The sequence below is a fragment of the Sinorhizobium sp. FG01 genome, assembly GCF_002531875.1.
GTDB classification, from domain to species: domain Bacteria; phylum Pseudomonadota; class Alphaproteobacteria; order Rhizobiales; family Rhizobiaceae; genus Sinorhizobium; species Sinorhizobium fredii_C.
Genome location: NZ_NWTB01000005.1, coordinates 367,310 through 389,374 on the forward strand (window position 1 = coordinate 367,310; position 22,065 = coordinate 389,374).

At 64.3% G+C, this 22,065-nt stretch carries 18 protein-coding genes, 1 tRNA gene, 1 pseudogene and 1 riboswitch; of the genes and pseudogenes, 8 read left to right on the forward strand and 12 right to left on the reverse strand.

Translation table 11 applies throughout. The features are described from left to right. Positions 1-25 precede the first annotated feature (25 nt). A complete protein-coding gene (locus CO656_RS09915) occupies positions 26-1,210 on the reverse strand; it encodes an O-succinylhomoserine sulfhydrylase (protein ID WP_037420479.1) in 1,185 nt (394 codons plus the stop codon). Between the two features lie 42 nt (positions 1,211-1,252). Further along, a riboswitch (SAM riboswitch) is annotated at positions 1,253-1,331 on the reverse strand. 75 nt (positions 1,332-1,406) lie between these two features. On the opposite strand from CO656_RS09915, the gene CO656_RS09920 reads away from it, so the two are divergent. The 3 genes from CO656_RS09920 to CO656_RS09930 all read left to right on the forward strand — a co-directional run bounded on the left by CO656_RS09920 (position 1,407) and on the right by CO656_RS09930 (position 3,649). Further along, complete coding sequence (locus tag CO656_RS09920) at positions 1,407-2,504, forward strand: 2'-deoxycytidine 5'-triphosphate deaminase (protein ID WP_037420476.1); 1,098 nt, start codon at positions 1,407-1,409, stop codon at positions 2,502-2,504. 94 nt (positions 2,505-2,598) lie between these two features. Beyond that, a tRNA-Gly gene (locus tag CO656_RS09925) sits at positions 2,599-2,673 on the forward strand. 124 nt (positions 2,674-2,797) lie between these two features. Then, on the forward strand, positions 2,798-3,649 hold the full coding sequence (locus CO656_RS09930) for a transporter substrate-binding domain-containing protein (RefSeq protein WP_097525603.1): 852 nt from the start codon (positions 2,798-2,800) through the stop codon (positions 3,647-3,649). A gap of 49 nt (positions 3,650-3,698) precedes the next feature. On the opposite strand, the gene CO656_RS09935 is transcribed toward CO656_RS09930, so the two are convergent. The 5 genes from CO656_RS09935 to CO656_RS09955 form a co-directional block, all read right to left on the reverse strand. Next, entirely contained in the window at positions 3,699-4,511 is an 813-nt protein-coding gene (locus tag CO656_RS09935; protein WP_037420473.1) for a sterol desaturase family protein, read from the reverse strand. A 162-nt stretch (positions 4,512-4,673) separates the two neighbouring features. After that, positions 4,674-5,084: a tellurite resistance TerB family protein gene (locus CO656_RS09940; protein ID WP_097525604.1), complete on the reverse strand. Its 411-nt coding sequence runs from the start codon at positions 5,082-5,084 to the stop codon at positions 4,674-4,676. Further along, on the reverse strand, positions 5,085-5,948 hold the full coding sequence (locus CO656_RS09945) for a thermonuclease family protein (RefSeq protein ID WP_097525605.1): 864 nt from the start codon (positions 5,946-5,948) through the stop codon (positions 5,085-5,087). 12 nt (positions 5,949-5,960) lie between these two features. Beyond that, positions 5,961-6,614 carry a helix-turn-helix transcriptional regulator gene (locus tag CO656_RS09950; protein WP_097525673.1) on the reverse strand — a complete coding sequence of 218 codons (654 nt, stop codon included), beginning with the start codon at positions 6,612-6,614 and terminating at the stop codon, positions 5,961-5,963. A gap of 156 nt (positions 6,615-6,770) precedes the next feature. After that, positions 6,771-7,289, reverse strand: a complete 519-nt coding sequence (locus CO656_RS09955; RefSeq protein ID WP_037420522.1) for a helix-turn-helix domain-containing protein — start codon at positions 7,287-7,289, stop codon at positions 6,771-6,773. Positions 7,290-7,446: 157 nt separating this feature from the next. Between CO656_RS09955 and CO656_RS09960 the strand changes: the two are divergent. Next, positions 7,447-7,919 (forward strand): annotated as a pseudogene (locus CO656_RS09960) (SRPBCC family protein). 12 nt (positions 7,920-7,931) lie between these two features. Here the strand turns inward: CO656_RS09960 and CO656_RS09965 are convergent. From CO656_RS09965 to CO656_RS09985, 5 genes are all read right to left on the reverse strand, one after another. Next, positions 7,932-8,513 (reverse strand): LysE family transporter, encoded by a 582-nt coding sequence (locus CO656_RS09965; protein WP_097525606.1) that lies wholly within the window; start codon positions 8,511-8,513, stop codon positions 7,932-7,934. A gap of 247 nt (positions 8,514-8,760) precedes the next feature. Beyond that, positions 8,761-9,057 carry a hypothetical protein gene (locus tag CO656_RS09970; protein WP_037420456.1) on the reverse strand — a complete coding sequence of 99 codons (297 nt, stop codon included), beginning with the start codon at positions 9,055-9,057 and terminating at the stop codon, positions 8,761-8,763. A 161-nt stretch (positions 9,058-9,218) separates the two neighbouring features. Continuing rightward, positions 9,219-11,432, reverse strand: a complete 2,214-nt coding sequence (locus CO656_RS09975) for an FAD-dependent oxidoreductase (protein ID WP_097525607.1) — start codon at positions 11,430-11,432, stop codon at positions 9,219-9,221. 20 nt (positions 11,433-11,452) lie between these two features. Next, positions 11,453-12,661, reverse strand: a complete 1,209-nt coding sequence (locus CO656_RS09980; protein ID WP_097525608.1) for an acetyl-CoA C-acetyltransferase — start codon at positions 12,659-12,661, stop codon at positions 11,453-11,455. 110 nt (positions 12,662-12,771) lie between these two features. After that, positions 12,772-14,568, reverse strand: coding sequence for an acyl-CoA dehydrogenase C-terminal domain-containing protein (locus CO656_RS09985; protein WP_037420445.1), 1,797 nt, complete (start codon positions 14,566-14,568; stop codon positions 12,772-12,774). A gap of 419 nt (positions 14,569-14,987) precedes the next feature. Here CO656_RS09985 and CO656_RS09990 point away from each other — a divergent pair, with 419 nt between their 5' ends. The 4 genes from CO656_RS09990 (at position 14,988) to CO656_RS10005 (ending at position 21,267) form a co-directional block, all read left to right on the forward strand. Further along, entirely contained in the window at positions 14,988-18,662 is a 3,675-nt protein-coding gene (locus CO656_RS09990; protein ID WP_097525674.1) for a peptidoglycan-binding protein, read from the forward strand. A 384-nt stretch (positions 18,663-19,046) separates the two neighbouring features. Next, positions 19,047-19,973, forward strand: a complete 927-nt coding sequence (locus CO656_RS09995; protein ID WP_037420514.1) for a sulfite exporter TauE/SafE family protein — start codon at positions 19,047-19,049, stop codon at positions 19,971-19,973. Beyond that, a complete protein-coding gene (locus CO656_RS10000; RefSeq protein ID WP_037420441.1) occupies positions 19,973-20,776 on the forward strand; it encodes a TIGR02186 family protein in 804 nt (267 codons plus the stop codon). The genes CO656_RS09995 and CO656_RS10000 overlap by 1 nt, the downstream gene beginning before the upstream one ends. Positions 20,777-21,030: 254 nt before the next feature. Then, the gene (locus CO656_RS10005) at positions 21,031-21,267 is read left to right on the forward strand and encodes an Lrp/AsnC ligand binding domain-containing protein (RefSeq protein WP_037378372.1); all 237 of its coding nucleotides are present in this window, start codon (positions 21,031-21,033) and stop codon (positions 21,265-21,267) included. A gap of 62 nt (positions 21,268-21,329) precedes the next feature. On the opposite strand, the gene pdeM is transcribed toward CO656_RS10005, so the two are convergent. Next, positions 21,330-22,055 carry a ligase-associated DNA damage response endonuclease PdeM gene (gene pdeM, locus CO656_RS10010; protein WP_037420435.1) on the reverse strand — a complete coding sequence of 242 codons (726 nt, stop codon included), beginning with the start codon at positions 22,053-22,055 and terminating at the stop codon, positions 21,330-21,332. Positions 22,056-22,065 lie beyond the last annotated feature (10 nt).

Genomic DNA, 22,065 nt, shown 5'->3' on the forward strand with positions numbered 1-22,065 from the left:
CTGAGGTCACCTGAAATTGGACGGTTCAGGCGCGGATCGACTTCAGTCCCTTGGCGAAATCCTCGACAAGGTCGTCGCTGTCTTCGATCCCGGCCGAGAACCGTACGGTTCCGGCCGAGATGCCGAGTTCGGTACGGGCCTCGTCGGTGAGGTTCTTGTGCGTCGTCGTCGCCGGATGTGTAATCAGGCTCTTGGAATCGCCGAGATTGTTGGAAATCCGAACGATCTCAAGGGCGTTCTGCAGCGCGAAGGCCGCATCCTTGCCGCCCTTCAGCTCGAAGGCGACCAGCGTCGAGCCGCCGGTCATCTGCTTGGCGATGATGTCGGCCTGCGGATGGTCCTTGCGGCCCGGATAGATGACGCGCGCCACCTGGGGCTGCTCAGCGAGGAAGTCGGCGATGCGGCGGGCGTTTTCCGTCTGCTGCCTGACGCGCAGCGGCAGCGTTTCGATGCCCTTGAGCAACGTCCAGGCGTTGAAGGGCGACATGGCAGGGCCGGTGTGGCGGAAATAGTCGTGCAGGTTCTCGTCGATCCATTCCTTGTCGGCAAGCACGACGCCGCCGAGGCAGCGGCCCTGGCCATCGATATGCTTGGTGGCGGAATAGACGACGACATGGGCGCCCAGCTCCAGCGGCTTCTGGAAGAGCGGCGTCGCGAAGACATTGTCGACCACGAGCTTGGCGCCCACCTGGTCGGCGAGCCTGGCGACGCCGGCGATGTCGATCACCTCCAGCGTCGGGTTGGTCGGGCTCTCGAGGAAGAAGACCTTGGTGTTCGGCCGCACCGCCTTTTCCCAGTTGGCAAGCTCGCGGCCGTCGACCAGCGTGCATTCGACGCCGTATTTCGGAGCGAGCGTTTCGACCACCCAGCGGCAGGAGCCGAAGAGGGCGCGGGCGGCGACGATGTGGTCTCCCGCCTTGACCTGGCAGAGGATCGCCGCCGAAACCGCCGCCATACCGGAGGCCGTGGCGCGCGCATCCTCGGCGCCTTCGAGCATGCACATGCGCTTCTCAAACATGTCGTTGGTCGGGCTTCCGTAGCGGGCATAGATGAAGCCGTCGGTCTCGCCCTTGAAGCGGGCTTCCGCCGCTTCCGAGCTTTCGTAGACGAAGCCCTGTGTCAGGAAGATCGCTTCCGAGGTCTCGCCGTGCTGCGAGCGGGTGGTCCCGCCGTGGACGAGTTGGGTTGCCGGGCGCCAGGTCTTGCTCATGCGACGATCACCTTCAGAACAAAAAAACCGGCCGCGAAACGACCGGTTTGACACCCGGCCTTTTTAGCTACTTGTTTAACGTGGCTGCAAGCCGACCGGCCAAATCACCACGGGATAAAGCTCCAATACTGCCTGGCCGCGCTTGCGTCAATTCCCGGAGTTTGGTTTTGTCTGGCAACTGAGAATGAGGATCGGAATGGGCCGCGACACAGGGATTTTGGCCGACCGCGCAATTGCCGCGCTGTTTGCCACGGGACGTCTGAAGAGCGAGAAGCCGCTGGATGATGACCAGATCCAGCCGGCGAGCCTCGATCTTCGGCTCGGATCCAAGGCGTTTCGCGTCCGGGCGAGCTTCATGCCGGGACCGGCGCATCTCGTCGCCGACAAGCTCGACCGCCTGAAGCTGCACGTCATCGATCTTCGCGAGGGCGCGGTGCTGGAAACCGGCTGCGTCTATATCGTGCCGCTGATGGAGAGCCTGACGCTGCCGGAGACCATGTCGGCGTCGGCCAATCCGAAGAGTTCGACCGGTCGCCTTGACATCTTCACGCGCGTCATCACCGATAGGGCGCAGGAGTTCGACAAGATCCCCGCCGGCTACAGCGGGCCGCTTTATCTCGAGATCAGTCCGCGGACCTTTCCGATCGTCGTTCGCCGCGGCTCGCGTCTCTCGCAGATCCGTTTCCGCGTCGGCCACTCCGTTCTTTCCGAGCAAGAACTGCTGGGCTTGCACGAAAGCGACGTGCTCGTCGCCAGCGAGCGGCCCAACATCACCGGCGGCGGCATTGCGCTGTCGATCGACCTCAAGGGCACCGGCCCGGACGGCCTGATCGGCTATCGCGGCAAGCATCACACGTCGGTGGTCGACGTCGACAAGAAGGCGGAGCACGCCGTTTTTGATTTCTGGGAGCCGCTCTATAGCCGCGGCCGCGACGACCTGATCCTCGATCCGGACGAGTTTTACATCCTCGTGTCGCGCGAGGCAGTTCATGTGCCGCCGCTCTACGCCGCCGAAATGACGCCCTTCGATCCGCTGGTCGGCGAGTTCCGCGTCCATTATGCCGGCTTCTTCGATCCGGGGTTCGGCCACGCCTCAGCCGGCGGCAGCGGCAGCCGCGCAGTACTCGAGGTCCGCAGCCACGAAGTGCCCTTCATCCTCGAACACGGGCAGATCGTCGGCCGGCTGATCTACGAGCACATGCTGGAGCGTCCGGAAGGTCTTTACGGCATCGATCTCGGCTCGAACTACCAGGCGCAGGGCCTGAAGCTTTCCAAGCATTTTCGCGCCGAGTGAGCCCAATAGCTGGATGATTCACTGCTCCAATAGAGCAGTGAATCATCTAGACGCTTGACAGATCGCGACCATTGGGGAAATTTCCGCTTCAGACGCGGGTGTAGTTCAGTGGTAGAACGCCAGCTTCCCAAGCTTGATGTCGTCGGTTCGATCCCGATCACCCGCTCCATTTTCCCTTCCTTCCGTATTCGCCCGACCCGCTTTAAGAATGCGCGGCCCTGCCGAGGGCCGGCCTATGGTCAGCGCTGCAGCATCCCGCTAAGTTCCGCTCAATGCTTGCGAATCGGATGGTAATGACGCGCGCTTCCTTTCACAAAACTATCGGGCTGCTGGCGGTCGCGGCGGTGCTCGTCGCATCCGCGGCGGGCGGCGCGCCGAAGGACCTGCCGCTGCTGTTCGATGCCCGCGAGCGCATCGCCAAGCCCGATCTGACCGGCCTGGCTCGGCTGCGCTTCCTCACCACGGTCGATTTCCCGCCTTTCAATTTTATCGATCAGTCGGGCAAGCTTTCGGGATTCCACGTCGATCTCGCCCGGGAAATCTGCCGCGAGCTGGAGATCGAACCGAAATGCCAGATCCAGGCGGTGACCTATCCCGAACTGATGCCGGCGCTAGAACAGGGCCAGGGCGAGGCGATCGTCGCCGGCATCGCCGTGACGCCGGAACTAAGGCGGCGTTTCGCCTTCTCCAGGGCCTTCTTGCAACTGCCGGCCCGTTTCGCCCTCAACAGGAAGGCTGCCGAGGGGGTTCAGAGACCGGACGACCTCGTCGGCAAGCCGGTCGGGGCCGTGGCCGGAACGACGCATGAAGCGATGCTGAAGGCCTTCTTCCCGAAGCTCGAGGCCAAAGCCTACCCCGACCGACAGGCCCTACTGAACGCCCTGCGGGAGGGCGCCGTGACGGCCGCCTTCTCCGATGCCATGCAGCTCTCCTTCTGGGTCTCCGGCAGCGTCGCCGCGGGATGCTGCGCCCTGATGGACGGCGCCTATTTTTCCGAGCGCTTTCTGGGCGAAGGGCTGACGATCATGAACCGCACGACCGAGCCCGCTTTGACGCAGGCGATCGACCATGCGCTCTTGGCGCTTTCGCGCAGCGGCAGGCTCGAAGAGATTTACCTGCGCTATTTTCCGAACGGCATCTACTGACGCCAGGCGGCCGGGCTCGGCTGGCAAGCAGGGCCTGCTCCCGTCTCGTTTACCCGCGCCGGAACGGCAGCATCAGCGACCAGACGAGCTTTGTCGGCTCGCTGCGTCCAAAGGCCCTTAAGCCGGTCTCGATCCCGTCGTCGCCGCTTGCCGGCTGTGCCACATAGGTCGAAAACAGTCGATCCCAAAGAGAGAGATTGAAGCCGTAGTTCGAATCCGTTTCCCGCTTTTCCACGGAGTGATGGATGCGGTGCATGTCGGGTGTGACAATCAGCAGCCGCAAGACCCCGTCAAATTTTGGCGGCAGTCGCAGGTTGGCGTGGTTGAACATCGCGGCGGCATTGAGGACGATTTCAAAGACCAGCACCGAGAGTGCCGGCGCCCCGAGAGCGATGATGACCGCGCTTTTCCAAGCCATCGAAAGCAGGATCTCCAGCGGGTGGAAGCGCAGCGCCGTCGTGACGTCCACCCCGGGGTCGGCGTGATGCACCCGGTGGATCAGCCATAAGATGGGCAGTTTGTGAAACACCACGTGTTCCAGCCAGACGGCAAAATCAAGTGCGACGAAGGCCAGGAGACCGGCAAGCGGCGCCGTCACGCCGAGTGCTGGGAGGAGGCCATAGCCGCGCAAGCCGGCCCAGATCGCGACGCCTGTCGCGGCGGCCGGAAAGACGATGCGCAGTAGCAGGGAGGAGAGCAGAAGAATCGACAGGTTGGTGGCCCAGCGACGCGCCTTGAGTGCCCGCAGCAGTTCCGGCCTTTCGAGCCGCGGATGCAGCAGTTCGAGTGCTGCTAGCGCGGCGAAGATTACCGCAAAGGCACCGAGCCGCCAGACCGGCTCAGCAATTCCAAGGAAAAGCATTTCACTCTTCACGCCGATCCTATGGCCGCTTGTTCACTTTGAATCGCCGCTTCCTTCCTAGAGGCGGCTTTTAAGGAAAGAGGCGACAGGACGACGGTATGACCATTGCCGAGAAAGGGCAAAGACACGTTGCCGTGAATGAAGCCTGCCGTTGCGAGCGGGTTACTTGCGAAAGCGGGCAAGCGCGCCGCGCTCGATCGCCGCGCAGGTGAGCTTGTCGAGGGCGAGACGGTCGCGCAACAGCTGCAACAGCCGGATTTCCTCGGTGCGGATGCGTTGATCAGCGGCGGCGATCTCGACGGCAAGAGCGTAGGCGGTTTCGTAGTGGCGCTGCGGCAGCGATTCGCGAACCATTTCGAGCGTCACGTCGAGGCCTTCAGGCGCGGCGAGCTGGGCCGCGCACTCGCGGCCGATATGGATCAGGCGGTCTTCCTCGAAACCGTCGAAGGCCGGCAGGAAACGCACCAGCCCGCCAATCCGTGCGAATTCGTCGTCGCTCATCCTCCTGTCGACAGCAGACATCATGACCATGACATAGACAAGGGCTTCGTGCTGACTGAGGCTCGCGGACATCTATTCTCCTGAAATTGATGGAGCCCAGTTAGGAGTTCCCGCAGGGGCTTGCAAGTCCCGCGCGGTCTCGCCGAGGTCCGCGGCGCCCGCGGGCTCGTCGATCACCAGCCGCCTCCGGCTCAGATCACGCGGGTCGCCGCCGTAGAAGCCGCGCTTGGCTTTGCGGGCGGCCTCCGCCTTTGCTTCGAGGGCGGTGCCCGGGATCGGTATCGCCCAGCCGTTCGTGACCAGCCACTCGGCGACGCTCATGTTGCCGACCCTGCAGTTTGCGGCGGCGGAGCCTTCGCGCTCCTCGTCGATCTCAGAGCAGACGAGCGCCCGTCCCCTCAAGAAATTGCGGAACGCCGTTCGCGCGACCATGCCGCAGGGCCATGTCTTGCCGCCCCCCTCGCAGATCCGATCGGCTTTTTCCGGCTCGATGTCGCTGATTTGCAGTGTCGTGTCGCCGGTCTGGACGAGGCCGGCGGCAAGGGCGACGGGCCGCTGCAGGACAAGCGGCGTTGCCTTCTTTTCGGGCGGCGCCGAAAGAGGCGGCCGCGGCGCAATCCGCTCGAGCGGTTTAGCAAGCCCCTCTTCCGGCATGGCAAAGAGATTTGGGTCGACGGGTCGCACCGGCGTCCTGGAGGTCTTGGCGGCCGCCTCCTGTTCGGCGGTCGGCGACGCCGCCGCGGCTGGCGGTTGCTCCGCCGGAACCGGCTCCGCGGCCGGGTCCTCGATCATGGCGGCGTCCGGCGTCTCGAGCACGAGATCGGGCGCGGCGGCGCTTTCACGACCGCGGATCGAGGCGGCCCCGCCGAGCAGGATTGCGGTATAGAGGGCGAGGGCGGCGAGCCCGCCGGCGATGGAGATGAATTGCGGCCGCATCTCGACGCTTTCCTATTGGCTGGCCCAGATGATCCGAGCGATCCATTCCACGTCTTTCATCTCGAAACTGCGGTTCGGGTGGTCGGGATTGAGCGACAGAAGCTCGACGCCGCGCGACGTCTGACGCGCCAGGATCTTCGCCATCACCTCTCCCTCGCGACTTTTGAGGACGACGCGGTCGCCGCGGCGCACCTGGGCTCCCGGATCGACGATCAGGACGTCGCCGTCGCGATAGAGCGGCAGCATGCTGTCGCCTTGGACCTCCAAGGCGTAGACGCTGGATTTGCTCTGCGGCGCGACCGGAAATTCGACCTCGTCCCAACCCTGCCCGACGGGGAAGCCGCCGTCGTCGAAGAAGCCGCCTGCGCCGGCCTGCGCGAAGCCGATCAGCGGAATGCCGGAGGCCGGCTGGCCGGAGTGCGGCGGCCTAGCGTTGCCGGATTGCAGGAGTGCCATGAACTGGTCGATCGTCGCGCCGGTCGCATCGAGGACCTTCGCAATCGATTCCGTCGACGGCCAGCGATCGCGACCGTCGGGCGACTGACGCTTCGATTTGTTGAAGGAGGTCGGGTCGAGTCCCGCGCGGCGTGCCAGACCGGACGGCGAGAGCTGATGGTGCTCCGCCAGCGCATCGATCGCCCGCCAGATGCTGTCATGTGAAAGCATGTCGATCCACCCCCGCCGGTGCAGCAAACGCGGCTGAAAACCGCACGCTGTTTCGCTTCCGCTTCAGCCTGATTGTACCTTACCGAAGCCGGGATCGGCCGTAAAGAAGAGCAGGAAAATAGTCCTGTGCCTGCAGGGGCGGCGGCCGGGGACGGCTTATTTGCCGGCCCTGACGAGTTCCTTGGCCTTGCGAGCCATGACGTTCTCATAGGCCGCCTGCAGCGTCTGGCGCACCGTAGGACCTTCCGTCTCGCCGGGCGCGCCAAGATGTTCGACCCTCAGCTCGTCCATGAAACGCTCCCATAGGACCGGGCCGCCTTCCTCCATGAGTTGGGCGCGGATACTCAGTTCTTCGCTGACCGGCAGGTAGCGCCGACCCCAGGCGCCGAGATGCGCCATGATCGGTACCAGGGCGATCGCCATCTCCGTCAGGCTGTAGATCGCCTTCTGCTTATGGCTCGGATCGTCTCTCTTCGTCAGCATGCCGATCTCAAGCAGAGTTTTCAGCCGGTCGGCTAGAATATTGGAGGAGATGCCCTCTTGCGACCGCAGAAGCTCGCGGAAATGGCGTTTGCCGCCGAAGATCATGTCGCGGATGATCAGGAGGCTCCATTTGTCGCCGAAGACTTCGAGCGAAAGGTTGATCGGGCAGGCCGAGCGGTGGTCGTCAGTCATTCTGGTCTCTTTACCGGAGGGCGGATGCGGATAGGCGATTCCCATCCTGCAAAACCGCTTGCATTATTGCAGCAGTGACACTGCAGTGCAACTGCTTTCATAGTACAATCAGCTTTGCGGCGCACCGGCACAAAGCCGCCGAGGAGGAGAGAAAGCGATGACCCAGACTTCCGTCGAACATGCAAGCTTCACAATCGAGCGCGTCTTCAAAGCGTCCCCCGAGCGGGTGTTTCATGCCTTTGCCGACCCTGCTGCGCACGACCGCTGGTTCGTCAAGGCCGACAACTGGCCGGTGGCGGAATACCGCCACGATTTCCGCGTCGGTGGCCGGGAAAGCGGCCGCTTCAGCCAGGAGGCAAGACCTTCTACTTCAACGAGACCGTGTATCTCGACATCGTCGAGAACCGGCGGATCATTTCGGCCTATACGATGGCGAAGGACGAACGTCCGATTTCCGCATCCATCGCCACGGTCGAGCTGGTGCCGGAAGGAAGCGGCACGCGCGTCATATTCACCGAGCAGGCGGCTTTTCTCGATGGCCTAGACCAGGTCGAGTCTCGCCCCAGCGGCTGGGAGCAGCTGATCGGTTTCCTGGCGGCCGAGCTTGGCGAGAACGCCGAAGCCGCCTGACCTGCGGATCGCCTATAGCATCGATGCGAGCGCGCTCCCGGCGATGCCGAAGGAGAAGGCGACAAGGCAGGCAGCGGCGATGCGGCGCGGGAGACGTGGGCCGACCGGCCGCCTCGGCAGGCGCGCCAGTAGGCTGCCGGCGGCGATCCAAAGCGTGCCGGCACTCAGCGTCAGTGCCGCAAGGCCGAGAAACCATGGCAGCATCGCCAAGAGCCCGTGCTGCGGCATGATGACGAGCGCAATGACCAGCGCCTTCGGATTGAGGAGCGTGGTGGCGAGGACCTGGCCGGAGGCGATCGGCCGTTCACTCGCGCTGTGCGCCTTCCTCGTCCAGAGCGCATGCGCCATGAAGAGGATCCAGCAGGCGGCGGCAAGCTTCAGCAAAAGACCGATCTCGGGATGGGCGGAAAGCAGCGCGGCCGCCAGCACCGCCACGGGGGCGATCACCGTCAGATAGCCGCCGAGTTCGCCGAGAAGCAGGGGCAGGGACCGGCGCATGCCGACCGCCGCGCCGGAAAGCCACAACAGCGTGTTCGTCGGCCCTGGCGTTGCGAGCAGAAGCAGGATGGCGAGTGCGAAGGAGAGCGGCAGCATGGTTGGTTCTCCGATTTCGATAACTGCAGATGCACTTAGCCCAGCCGCTAGCTTGGCGACTTGTTTCCGGTCAATTGCGCTTATAGGCGCGGCGTCCCCCTTGCTCCGTCATCCTCGGGCTTGACCCGGTCAAGCCCGGGGATGACGGAGGGTGTTGGCACGAGCGAGCCCACATGAGCGTCGCTTTGCAGGCCGCGGGGGGCCCGCGCAAAACGACATTGCGGACGGGGCGAAACGAAACGCGGCGTCAGCCCCTGTGCAGCCGGATCGGTCGCGTCTTCTCCCGCACGATCGCTCCCTTTGCCTCGAGGTCGAGTTGCACGGTCTTCGACCACCAGGAGACGCCCCTGCCTCCGGGGAATTTCTCCTCCGGCAGATGGGCGAAGATCCGCGCGCGGATTTCAGCCAGCGTCAGGCCGGGCGCTTCGGAGGGGATGACTGTGAGCAATGCCGTCTTCATAGCGGCATACACATCGATGTCGACCGCGTTGGTCTTGCCGGGGCGGATGACGTTCTCGATGATGATCTTGTTGTCCTTCGACATGGCGGATCCTCCAGTTCCTCCGAAGGACGATCGAGCGAGGTGGCGGCCGACAAGGCGAACTAGTCGGGCTGACGCGCGTGCCGCTTCACGAACCAGCACAACAAAAAAGGGCCGCGCCCAGTGGGCCGGCCCTTGGATTTTCATATGCCAGGACGAGCGGCTTAAGCCGCCCTCTGCGCCGCACCGTAGGGGTCGAACCGTCCGTAGAAGGTCTCGCCATTTTCGGCCATTTCCTTCAAGAGCGGCGTCGGCTTGAAGTGCTCGCCATACTCCTTGGCAAGTTTATCGCAGAGCGCGACAAAGGCCTTGGCGCCCATGCCGTCGATATAGGAGAGCGTGCCGCCGGTATAGGGTGCGAAGCCGAAGCCGAGGATCGAGCCGACATCCGCCTCGCGCGGATCGGTGACGATGCCTTCCTCCATCGTCCGGGCCGCTTCCAGTGCGATCGTTGCCAGGAAGCGCTGCTTCAACACCTCGACATCGACCTTGTCGGCCGCCTTTTGTGGGTAGAGGTCCTTGAGGCCCGGCCAGAGATACTTCTTGGCCGGCTTTGCCGGATACTCGTAGAAGCCCTTGCCGTTCTTGCGGCCGCGCCGGTCGAGTTCGTCGACCAGCTTGTTGACCAGCGCCATGTGCCTCGGGTCGACAGCCTTTTCGCCGAGATCGGCGACGGTGGCCTTGAGGATCTTCTGGCTGAGATCGATTGCCACCTCGTCGTTGAGCGACAACGGCCCGACCGGCATGCCGGCCATCTTTGCGGCGTTCTCGATCATCGCCGGGGGCACGCCCTCGATCAGCATATCATAGGCTTCGTGGATATAGCGGAAGACGCAGCGATTGACGTAGAAGCCGCGGGTGTCGTTGACGACGATCGGCGTCTTCTTGATCGCCGCGACATAGTCGAGTGCCGTGGCAAGCGCACGGTCGCCGGTCTCCCTGCCGAGGATCACTTCGGTCAGCATCATCTTCTCGACCGGCGAGAAGAAATGGACGCCGATGAACTGCTCCGGCCGCTTCGAGTTCTTGGCAAGCCCGGTGATTGGCAGCGTCGAGGTGTTCGAGGCGAAGATCGCGTCGGGTGCGATGACGGCCTCGACCTTTTCGATCACGTCCTTCTTGACCTGCCGGTCCTCGAACACCGCCTCGACGACGAGACCGGCATCCTTGAGGTCGCCATAATCGGCAGACGGCGTGATCCGGGCGAGCAGTGCTTCGCCCTCTTCCTTCGTCAGCCGGCCCTTGCCGACGGAATCCCTAACCAGGCCTTCCGAATGCGCCTTGCCCTTCTCGGCCGCTTCCATGTCGCGGTCGATGAGGGTGACCGGAATGCCGGCGGCAGCCGTCACATAGGCGATCGAGGCACCCATGAAGCCGGCCCCGACGACGCCGACCTTCTTGAATTCGGACTTCGGCACGCCGGCCGGGCGACGCGCGCCCTTGCCGAGTTCCTGCATCGAAACGAACAGCGAGCGGATCATCGAGAAGGCCTCGGTGGTCTGCAGGATTTCGGTGAAATAGCGCTGCTCGATCTTGAGGCCGGTATCGAACGGCACTTGCAGCCCTTCGTAGACGCATTTCAAGATGGCGATCGCGCCCGGATAGTTGCCGTAGGTCTCGCGACGAAGAATGGCGGAAGCCGCCGGCCAGAGTTGGGCCGAGGCGGGCGTCCAGACGCCGCCGCCCGGAAGCTTGAAGCCTTTCTCGTCCCAGGGCTGCACGGCCTTCAAACCGTTCTTGATCATCGCCTTGGCGGCCTCGATCAGCTTCTCCGGCTCGACCACCTCGTGCACAAGACCCATCGCCTTGGCGCGTGCAGCGGTCAGCGACGAACCGGTGGTCATCATCTGCAGCGCGTCCTGCGTGTTGGTGAGCCGCGGCACGCGCTGCGTGCCGCCGGCGCCCGGAAAGATGCCGACCTTGACCTCGGGCAGGGCGATCTTCACGGATTTCGAATTGGAAGCGACGCGGCCGTGGCAGGCGAGCGACAGCTCGAAGGCGCCGCCCATGCAGGTGCCGTTGATCGCCGAGACCCAAGGCTTGCCCGAGGTTTCGAGCTTGCGGAAGAGCCGGGTCATGCGGCCGACGAGATTGAAGAGCTTCTGCGCGGCATTGGCCGGATCGTTCTTCTTCTCCTCGGCCTGCAGCGTGAACATCGACTTGATCATCGAGAGGTCGGCGCCGCCGGAGAAGGACGATTTCCCGGAGGTAATGACCACACCCTTGACGGCGGTGTCGGCGGTCGTCTGGTCGACGATCGCGTCGAGCTCCTCCATCACCTCCTGGGTGAAGACGTTCATCGACTTCTCCGGCATGTCCCAGGTGACGAGTACGATGCCGTCTGCGTCGGTTTCGATCTTGAAGTTCGTGTAAGACATATTCTCTCTCCCGGGACGGATCAGACGCGTTCGATGATCGTGGCGGTGCCCATGCCGGCGCCGATGCAGAGCGTCACCAGCGCCGTGTTGAGGTCGCGGCGCTCGAGCTCGTCAAGCACGGTGCCGAGGATCATGGCGCCGGTCGCGCCGAGCGGATGGCCCATCGCGATCGCGCCGCCATTGACGTTGATGCGATCGGGCGGAATGTCGAAGGCTTGGCAGAAGCGAAGCACGACGGCGGCAAAGGCCTCGTTGAGCTCGAAGAGATCGATGTCGGATAGCCTCATGTCGGCGCGTTTCAGCAGCTTTTCGGTGACGTCGACCGGGCCGGTCAGCATCAGCGCCGGATCGGAGCCGATATTGGCGAAGGCGCGGATGCGGGCGCGCGGCTTCAGCCCCATGGATTCGCCGCCGGCCTTCGAGCCGAGCAGCACCGCCGCGGCGCCGTCGACAATGCCGGAGGAATTGCCGGCATGATGGACATAGTTGATCCGCTCGATTTCCGGATGCGCCTGTATGGCGACGGCCTCGAAGCCGCCCATCTCGCCGGGCATCTGGAAGGAGGGGTTGAGCGAGGCGAGCGCCTGCATGTCGGTGCCGGGACGCATATGCTCGTCGCGGTCGAGGATCGTCAGGCCGTTCTGATCCTTGACCGGCACGACCGAGTTCGCGAAATAGCCCTTTTCCCAGGCATGCGCGGCGCGTTTCTGGCTCTCCACCGCATAGGCGTCGACGTCATCGCGCGAGAAACCGTATTTGGTGGCGATCAAATCGGCGGAGACGCCCTGCGGCATGAAATAGGCCGGCAGGTTGACGGAGGGATCCATGAACCATGAGCCGCCGGACATGCCGAGACCGACGCGCGACATGGATTCGACGCCGCCGGCGATGACGATGTCATCCGCCCCTTGGGCGATCTTGGCGGCGCCGAAATTAACGGCATCGAGGCCGGAGGCGCAGAAGCGAGAGATCTGCATGCCGGGCGCTCGCGTCGAGTAGCCGGCCTCGAAGGCGGCCGCCTTCGGGATCACCGAGCCTGCATCCATCACCGGATCGACGCAGCCCATGACGATGTCGTCGACTGTCGACGTGTCGAGCCCGTTGCGGTCGCGGACCGCCTCGAGCACCTTGGCGGCGAGCCGGACGGACGGCACTTCGTGCAGCGATCCGTCCTTCTTGCCACGGCCGCGCGGCGTGCGCACGTGGTCGTAAACGAAGACTTTCGTCATGTCTCATCTCCCTTTCGCCGGCGCCTCGTCGGGCCGCGCATCATCAATTGGAACGGAGTGCGGGCGGAAGCCGCCCCGCAGGCCGTTCCTCGTCCAGTTCCACTCTGAAATCAGAAAGCGGCGGCGTCCAGCGCCATCAGCGTATCGGCGCCGGTTTCAATGCGCACCTTGCGCAGTGCCGTTTCCGGCAGGATGCGCTCCATGAAGAACTTGGCCGTGATCAGCTTGTTCTTGAGATAGTCCGCCTGCGCGCTTTCCCCGGCGGCAAGCTTATCCTCCGCCGTCTTGGCGATCTTCGCCCACATGTAGCCGAGCACGACGAGGCCGCAGAGATGCATGTAGTCGGTCGAACCGGCACCGGCATTGTCGGGCTTCGCCATGGCGTTCTGCATGAACCACATGGTCGCCGCCTGCAGGTCGTTGAGGCCCTTCTTCAGGGCCTTGGTGTAACCGGAGAGCCTATCGTCGCCGCGGTTCTCCTCGCAAAAATCGCCGATTTCCTTGAACAGCGCCATGACGGCGCGGCCGCCATTCATCGCCAGCTTGCGGCCGACGAGATCGAGCGCCTGGATGCCGTTCGCCCCTTCGTAAATCATCGCGATGCGGGCGTCGCGCACATACTGGCTCATGCCGTGCTCTTCGATATAGCCATGGCCACCGAACACCTGCTGCGCCATCACCGTGTGGTCGAAGCCCTTGTCGGTCAGCACGCCCTTGAGGATCGGCGTCATCAGGCCGAGAATGTCGTCGGCCGCCTGCCGCTCCTGTTCGTTGTCGGAGCGGTGGGCGATGTCGGACTTCAGCGCCGTCCAGAGGGTGAAGGCGCGGCCGGCCTCGTTGAAGGCCCTGATCGTCATCAGCGTGCGGCGCACGTCCGGGTGGACGATGATCGGGTCCGCCTTTTGGTCGGGCGCCTTAACGCCGGAAAGCGAGCGGCCCTGGAGGCGGTCGCGGGCATAATTCGCGGCGTTCTGATAGGCGATTTCGGCGATCGCCAGTCCCTGCATGCCGACGGCAAGGCGGGCCTCGTTCATCATCACGAACATGGCGCTCAGACCCCTGTTCTCCGCGCCGATCAGATAGCCCGTCGCCTCGTCATAGTTCATGACGCAGGTGGAGTTGCCGTGAATGCCCATCTTCTCTTCGATCGCGCCGCAGGAAACGCCGTTGCGCTCGCCGGGCTGGCCGTCGTCGTTGAGCTTGAACTTCGGCACGATGAAGAGCGAGATGCCCTTGACGCCTTCCGGCGCGCCCTCGATGCGGGCGAGCACCAGGTGGATGATGTTCTCGGCCATGTCGTGCTCGCCGGCGGAGATGAAGATCTTCTGCCCGGAGATCCGGTAGGATCCGTCGCCGTTCGGCACGGCCTTGGTGCGAAGCAGGCCGAGATCGGTGCCGCAATGCGGCTCGGTCAGGTTCATGGTGCCGGTCCAGGTGCCGTCGACCATTTTCGGCAGATAGGTGCGCTTCTGCTCCTCGGAGCCATGCACGAGGATGGCAGCGATCGCTCCCTGGGTCAGGCCGGGATACATCATCAGCGACATGTTCGCGGCGGACAGGAATTCGCCGACCGCGGTATGAAGCGCATAGGGCAGGCCCTGTCCTCCGAATTCCTCCGGCGCCGCGAGGCCCAGCCAGCCGCCCTCGCGATAGAGATCGAAGGCTTTCTTGAAGCCGGCCGGCGTGGTGACCGTGCCGTCTTCGTGACGCGTGCAGCCTTCCTGGTCGCCGGAAAGGTTGATTGGGAACAGCTCCTCCTCGGCGAGCCTGGCGGCCTCGCCGAGGATTGCCGCCACCATGTCCGGCGTCGCATCGGCAAAGCCCGGCAGGTTGTGGTAGCGCTCGAGGCAGAGCACGTCGTTGAGGATGAACAGGGTGTCGTCGACCGGAGCCTTGTAAATGGGCATTCTTTCCTCGCCTTGATATCCTCTCGGGCTGGCCGCGGCTTGCCCGATTCGAGCTGTTTGTGCGCGAGCCGAAATTCTCGGCCTCGCACGATTGGCAGGATGCTACAAAATTTTGACGTTTGCGTAAACGTCAAAATCTGGCGCGTGGCAAAAATCTGGAAAGAGGCGGTTGTCGGCCCGGAAGAGACCTGACGAGGAAGATTAGGACGGGCGCAGATGGATAAATCGTTAAAAGATCCCGACGATTAACCGCTTGTTTACCACGTTTAATGAATTGTGGGCTGTGAGATGGTCAAAGCTGCAACCGGAAGGCTCGCATCGTTGTGGCTTTGCCCGCTTCGGCTGGGCCGCTGAAGAGGAACGGACTTAAACGCCCTTCCGCGGCTTCCATGATAGTCGACGACAGGGGCGAAGAGACAATGAACGGATCGCGATCCAATCCTCAGCGCGCAGGCAACCCGTCCTATGGCGACAGGCCGTCGCTCGATGCCCTCAACCGTACCATCGAGGGTCTCGAGGCCCGCATCGAGGGCCTGATGAGCAGCGTCAGCCGTGAGCAGCGCCAGCCGGAGCGTCCGGCAGCCCCGGCGAGCAACGCCGTCTCGGAAATCCTCGAACGCCAGCGGGCGCTCAGCGCCGGGCGCGAGCGATCGCCGTTGCGCGAGCGCCTTGCGGCGCGCGCCTCCGATCGCCCTGCGCCGCAGCGCCTTGCGGAAGAGCCGCGATACCAGTCCCCCCAGCCGGCGCCGGCGCAGCCGTCGCGGCCCACCGCGGCAGCCGATATTGCCGAGGCTCTCGTCGGGCTGAGGCAGGATCTGAAGCGCGACATCAGCGATGGGCTTGCCCGGGAAATGCACGCCCTTCGTTCCGAAATCCGCGGCATCAAGGCGGAAGCCTCCGAGGATCGCAGCTACGCCGCCGATATCAGGATCGATCTGCAGCGGCTTGCCGACAGCATCAATCAGCTCGGACGCCAGGCACCCTCGGCGCAGGTCGACGCGCTGCGGGTCGAATTCGACGATCTCCGGGCGATGATCGACGGCCTGGCCCGCGAAGACAGCATGCGCCGCATGGAAAGCCGCTGGAGCGGCGTCGAGGATCGGCTGAACGCCTTCGACCAAAACCGGGACGACGAGCTTGTGGCGCTCGCCTATCGTCTCGACGAGATCAAGTCGCAGATCGGCACGCTGAACCCGGCCTCGGCCGTCGATGTGCTGGAGGACAAGCTGGTCGCGGTCGCCCGGGCGATCGAGATGCTCGGGCGCCAGATGGAGCCGGACGATAGACGCTTCGTCCCGCAGTTCGCCGAGCTCGATCAGCGGCTCGATGAGATCAGCCGTGCGGTCGCCGCCGGCCGCACGGCCACGAATCTCGACAGTGCCTTCGTCAACCGGCTGGAAAGCCGCCTCGGCGACCTCTCGCGGCAGATCGACAACATTGCCCGCCCGGACGCCGGCCTCGGCGCTAGGATTGAGGCGCTCACGGCGCGGGTCGAGGATCTCGCGGGGGAGAGGGCTGCGGCCCGGCTGGAGGAACGCCTCGACCAGCTTTCCGCGTTGCTCGAGCACGGCCAGCGCAACACGGTGCCGGAACTGACGGACTATCTCGCCGATATTTCGCGCAGGATCGAAGCCCTGGACCAGGGCAGCGTCAACGACGCCCTGGCCGAGCGGCTCGATTATCTCGCCCGCCGTATCGATGATCTCGACGGCCATGCCGGCGCGACGGCGCCCGACATGCGCTTCGAGCGGCTCGAAGACCGGCTTGCCGACATCGCGCAGCGCCTCGAGGAGACGCAAGCGGCGCCCTTCGACGATCGCGAGGCGCTGCGCAATCTCGAAGCGCAGATCGGCAATCTTTCGGCGCTCGTCAGCCAGTCGCATCAGGAGCCGGCAGGCGCAGCGCCGGTCGAGTTCGAAAGCCGCATGACGGCGCTCGAAGACTATCTCGCCACCAGCGACGAATATATCATCGAGGCCGCCCGGCAGGCCGCCGAGGCGGTGATGGAGGCCTATGCCAGAAACGGCACGCCGCAGGCCCCGGCCGGCACCGACATGGCGGCAATCTCGGCGCTTGCCGACGACCTCAAGGCGCTGGAGGAGCTCAGCCGGTCGAGCGAAGAACGCACGGCGCGCACTTTCGAGGCCCTGCATGACACGCTCGTCCACATCGCCGAGAAATTGGAACGGCTCGAAGAGCGGGAGCCGAATGCCGGAATTGCTGCCGCGGCGCGCGCCGCGCCGATGCCCAAGGCGGTGCAGCCGGAATTCGGCGGCGCCTTCGGCGATGCCGGTCAGCGGCAGGAATATCAGCCGGTTGAAACAGCGGCCGAAGGCGAAGCCGTCGTCGCAGTCGCAGCCGACCTGTCTTCCTCCGTTGAGGTTGCGACTGTCGCGCGGGACGAAACTCGAGTCGAGCCGCCCGCGGCAAAGGCTGGCCTGCTCGCCGGCCTGACCCGTCGCTTTTCCCCCAAGCGCAGCGAGACGGCACTCGCGCCGGCGCGCCAGATGGTCGAGCCCGCCCCCTCGATCGATCCGTCGGAAATGCTCGCGCCCGAGGACGCCAACCAGCTGCTCGAGCCGGGCTCGGGCGTGCCGGACGTCAAAAAGATACTCGAGCGGGTGCGGGCCGGGCAAATGGCCCGCGGCGGCCAGTCGGCTGCCGGCGTCGAAAAGGCGGACTTCATCGCTGCCGCACGCCGTGCGGCGCAGATGGCCGTCGAGGAAGCCGATTCGCTGAAGAGCGCCAAGGACAATAAGGGACCGTCTGCCATGGGTGGCGCCCTTGCCCGTCATCGCCGTCCGATCCTGATGGCGGTCGGCGCCGTTCTGCTGGCGATCATGTCCTATCCGCTGGTCAGCACGATGCTGAAGGGCCGGGACGTGGAAAACGTCCGGCCCGCCGCAGCGCTCGAGCGCAAGGCGGAAGCCGAAACCGCGCCGAAGGCCGCCGACGAGGGCGCTGCAAAGCCGCTTCCCGCCGTCGCGGCGGCAAAGCCTGCCGAACCGGCAGTGGCTGTGGCTCCGGTCGGCAAGACGGACACGCCGCCGCTTGCGGCGAAGGCTCCCGCCGCGGCGCCCGAGAAAGCTGCCGCGACCGCTCCGGCAACGGAGGCCGGCGGGGCACCGATGCTGCAGGCGGCAGTCATGCCGGCGCAGGCGAGTCCGGTCTCGACATTCCAGCCGGCGACCGCAGGCACGCCCGCGGCAGCGACTTTTGCGCCGCTGAAGGCGAACGAAATCGTTCTGCCCGAAGGCTTCGGCCCGCCGGCTCTGGTGACTGCGGCAAAGGGCGGCGATCCCCTCGCCTATTACGAGATCGGCACCCGCTTCACCGAAGGACGCGGCGCGAAGGAAGATCTTGCCGAAGCCGCAAAGTGGTATCATCGCGCCGCCGATGCCGGCGTCGTTCCGGCGGCCTACCGGCTCGCCAATCTCTACGAAAAGGGGGCAGGGGTAACCCGCGACGCGGCCAAGGCCAAGGCGCTCTACCAGAAGGCTGCCGAGGCGGGGAATGCCAGTGCGAGCCACAATCTTGCGGTCATGCTTGCCAGCGGCCGCGATGGTGCGCCCGATCTCGCCGCAGCCGTGAAATGGTTCGAGAAGGCGGCCAATCTCGGGGTCCGCGACAGCCAGTTCAACCTCGCCGTGCTCTATGCCCGCGGCAACGCCGTCGCTCAGAGCCTCGAGGAATCCTACAAGTGGTTCGCGATCGCCGCGCGCGACGGCGACAAGGACGCCGGCGAAAAACGCGACGAGATCGCCAAGGCGATGAAGCCCGGGGAGCTTGCGAACGCCAAGGCGAAAGTCGACGCCTGGAAGGTGCAGCCGGTCGACGCCGAAGCGAATTCGGTGGATGTGCCGGACGCCTGGGTGGGTCCCCCGACGAAGACGGCCTCCGTCGACATGACGAAGGCGGTTCGCAACATCCAGGCCATTCTCAACAACAACGGCTTCGAAGCCGGCGCCCCCGACGGGCAGATCGGCAAGAAGACGATTGCCGCGATCAAGGCATTCCAGAAGTCGATCGGTCACGAGCCGACCGGTGAAATCACCGATGAATTGGTAAGGGAATTGTTGAAGCGCAATTCGTGAGAGCCGGAGGCCCGTCTGCTCGACGTTTCTCCTGTGGACCGCGCCATGCTCGCCGCGCTCACCCGTCGCCGGACAAGCCGTCTATCGCTTGTGATCGGCGGCGGGTGCAAACTGCGGCTCCATGTCCCTGATAAGGTTGACAGCTCCCGCCTGAGGGCGCATGAGCGGGGTGCCGTCCGGCGTCCCGTCGAGGACGCAGGCGGTCGGCCAAATGTCCCCGTGGTGAAATTCTTGCCACTTCGAAGCACGTCGCCGTGCCTTGCTCCGAGCGGGCGTGCGAATGCTCCAGCGTTGCACGATTCCTAAAGCGTTTCCGGGTTAGGAATTGTGCAGTTGCAATTTTTCACCCGCCCTGCGGGTCCGTTGTTACATCGAGGTTTGGCCGTGACGGTCTATCTGCCCATTGCAGAATTGTCGGTGAACATTCTCATCATTCTCGGCATGGGCGCGGCCGTCGGTTTCCTGTCGGGCATGTTCGGCGTCGGCGGCGGTTTCCTGATCACGCCGCTCCTGATCTTCTACAACATTCCGCCGGTGGTGGCGGTGGCGACTGGCGCGAACCAGGTGGTCGCCTCGTCGATCTCCGGGGCGATCACCCATTTCCGGCGCGGCACGATCGACATCAAGCTCGGAACGGTGCTGCTCTGCGGCGGCCTCGTGGGTGCGACGGTGGGTGTCTGGCTGTTTTCGCTGCTGCGCAGCATTGGTCAGCTCGATCTCGTCATTTCGCTGCTCTACGTCGTCTTGCTCGGTTCGGTCGGCGGGCTGATGCTCTGGGAGAGCATCATCGCCATGCGCAAGGCCGCCAAGAACCAGCCCACGCAATTGCGCCGGCCCGGCCAGCACAACTGGATCCACGGGCTGCCGTTGAAGATGCGCTTCAAGAAATCGAAGATCTATCTGAGCGTCATCCCGGTCGCCACGCTCGGCTTCTGCATCGGCATCCTGACCTCGGTCATGGGCGTCGGCGGCGGCTTCATCATGGTGCCGGCGATGATCTATCTCCTGCGCATTCCGACCAGCGTCGTCGTCGGGACCTCGCTGTTCCAGATCGTCTTCGTCTCCGCCTACACGGTCATCGTCCAGGCCTCGACCAACTATACGGTCGATATCGTGCTCGCCTTCGTGCTGATGATTGCCGGCGTCATCGGCGCCCAGTACGGCGTGCGCGTCGGCCAGCGGCTGCGCGGCGAACAATTGCGGGCGCTGCTGGCGCTGCTCGTGCTTGCAGTCGGCATCCGCCTGTCGATCGAGCTCATCATTCCGCCGAAGGACATCTACTCGGTCGTTTCAGCGGGGTTCGGCTTCTGATGCGCTCGCTCGCCCGTCTCGTTCTGCTTGTTCTCGCTCTTTCGGCCGCCTGGCCGGCATCGGCACAGTCTCTGGAGCGTGAGGTCGGCGACTTCCCCGAGAAGCTCGAGATCGGCATCTCGACGGACGAGATCTCCATCACCTCCGATTTCCGCGGTGCCGACCTGACGATCTTCGGCGCCATTGACGGCTTCGACGCGAACCTTCTCGCCCAGGGCAAGTACAACATCATCGTCGTCCTCGAGGGGCCGAAGGACAATGCGACGGTGCGCAAGAAGGAGCGCGTCTTCGGCATCTGGGTCAACACCCAGTCGATGACCTTCGAGCTCGTCCCGGAAGCCTATTCGCTGTCGAGCACGCGCGATATCGAGACGATCGCGCCGCCGCGCGACATCGCCAATATGGGCATCGGCGTCGATCATATGCGGCTGGTGCCGCTCGGCTTCATCGGCGACGGCAGCAGCCTCGGCGAGTTCCGCAACGCCTTCCGCCGCATCCGCGAAGAAAGCGGCGTCTACCAGCGCGATCCGGGCGGCGTGCAATTCATCAGCTCGAGCCTTTTCAAGGCTTCCGTCCGCCTGCCGGCGAATGTTCCGAACGGCGTCCACGTGGTGCGCGCCTATCTCTTCCGCGAGGGCCTCTTCGTCGCCGCCAAGGCCTTGCCGCTGAGGGTGGTGAAAACCGGCCTCGAACAGGCGATTACCCGCGCAGCGCACGAGCAGCCGCTCGTCTACGGCCTTCTTGCCGTGACGCTGGCGGTGATCACCGGATGGGGCGCGAGCCTGCTCTTCCGCAAGGATTGATGCAGAACTAAGCCGGGCGATAGCTTCGCGGGCACGTTCACTTTTGTACCGTGGCGGTTTAAGAGAGACTGAAGATCAGCATGCCCCTCCGGTCCTTGCGCCGGCGGCGACTACTGCATGTGTCCTTAAATCGACCTCGATTGAAGGACAAAGACATGCAGCAATTCAAAGTGCTACAGCGACTTTGCGCGTCTGATAAGACGCGCGGCACTGTAGAATGGTCGGGAGCCAACTCCCGGAAGCAGAGGAAGCCCATGAAACCGATTTTCGTGCAACTGCAATGCGCTCCCGGCCGTACCTACGAGGTTGCCGATGAGATCTACCGCAAGGAAATCGTCTCGGAGATGTATTCGACGAGCGGCGATTACGACCTGCTCTTGAAGATCTATGTCGCGGAAGGCCAGGACATCGGCAAGTTCATCAATGACAATATCGCCAGCGTTCCAGGTATTTCCCGTTCGCTGACGACGCTCACCTTTAACGCCTTCTGATCGATTCCAATAGCGAGCGGGATGCGGGGGGAAAACCGCGCACACTTTTCCTCGATCCCGCTCTACCCCAAGAGGTTGGCAAAGCGCACCGAATAGATCCGGTCGCGGCCGAGCATGTGAGCGACAAGCCGCTCGCGCTCGAACAGGCCGCTCATCGCCCGGTGCCGGAGATCGAGCCCGCCGGTGGTGACGCCGAAGGCGGGCATCAGCAGCCGTCTGCCATCCGTCGCAAAGCAGGCGCGCCGGATGGAACGCTCCCGGCGCTTGACGGTTGCCGAGGGGTGCAGATGGCCGGCGATCTCACCGACGCCGTCCACCATCGACGGTTCGTGGCGAAAGACGAGGCCGGCGTGGCGCAGCTCGTCCATCGAGGCGCCGGGTAGTCCCGAGGTGCCGTCCGGATCGTGATTGCCGTTGATCCAGATCCAGTGGCGGCCGCGGGCCATCGCGGCGATCATCTGGCGGAAGCTGTCCGGCATTGCCGCCGATCCGCGCCGGTCGTGGAAGTTGTCGCCGAGGCTGATCACCGTTGAGGGATCATGGCGAAGAATGACGGCCTCGAGGATGCGCAGCGTCGCGAGCGTGTCGTAAGGCGGCAGCATCATCCCCCGCCTGGCGAAGGCGGAGCCTTTTTCGAGGTGGAGGTCGGAGACGACCAATGTCCGGCTGTCGGGCAGAAAGAGGCCGCCGAGCGGATCGCAGATGCCGGCGACGCCGCTGATCGTCGCGCGGGCCTGGAAAAAGGCGCCCGTTGCCGGAGCCGAGGTCGCGTGAAGAAGCCGATGCATCGTCACGCCG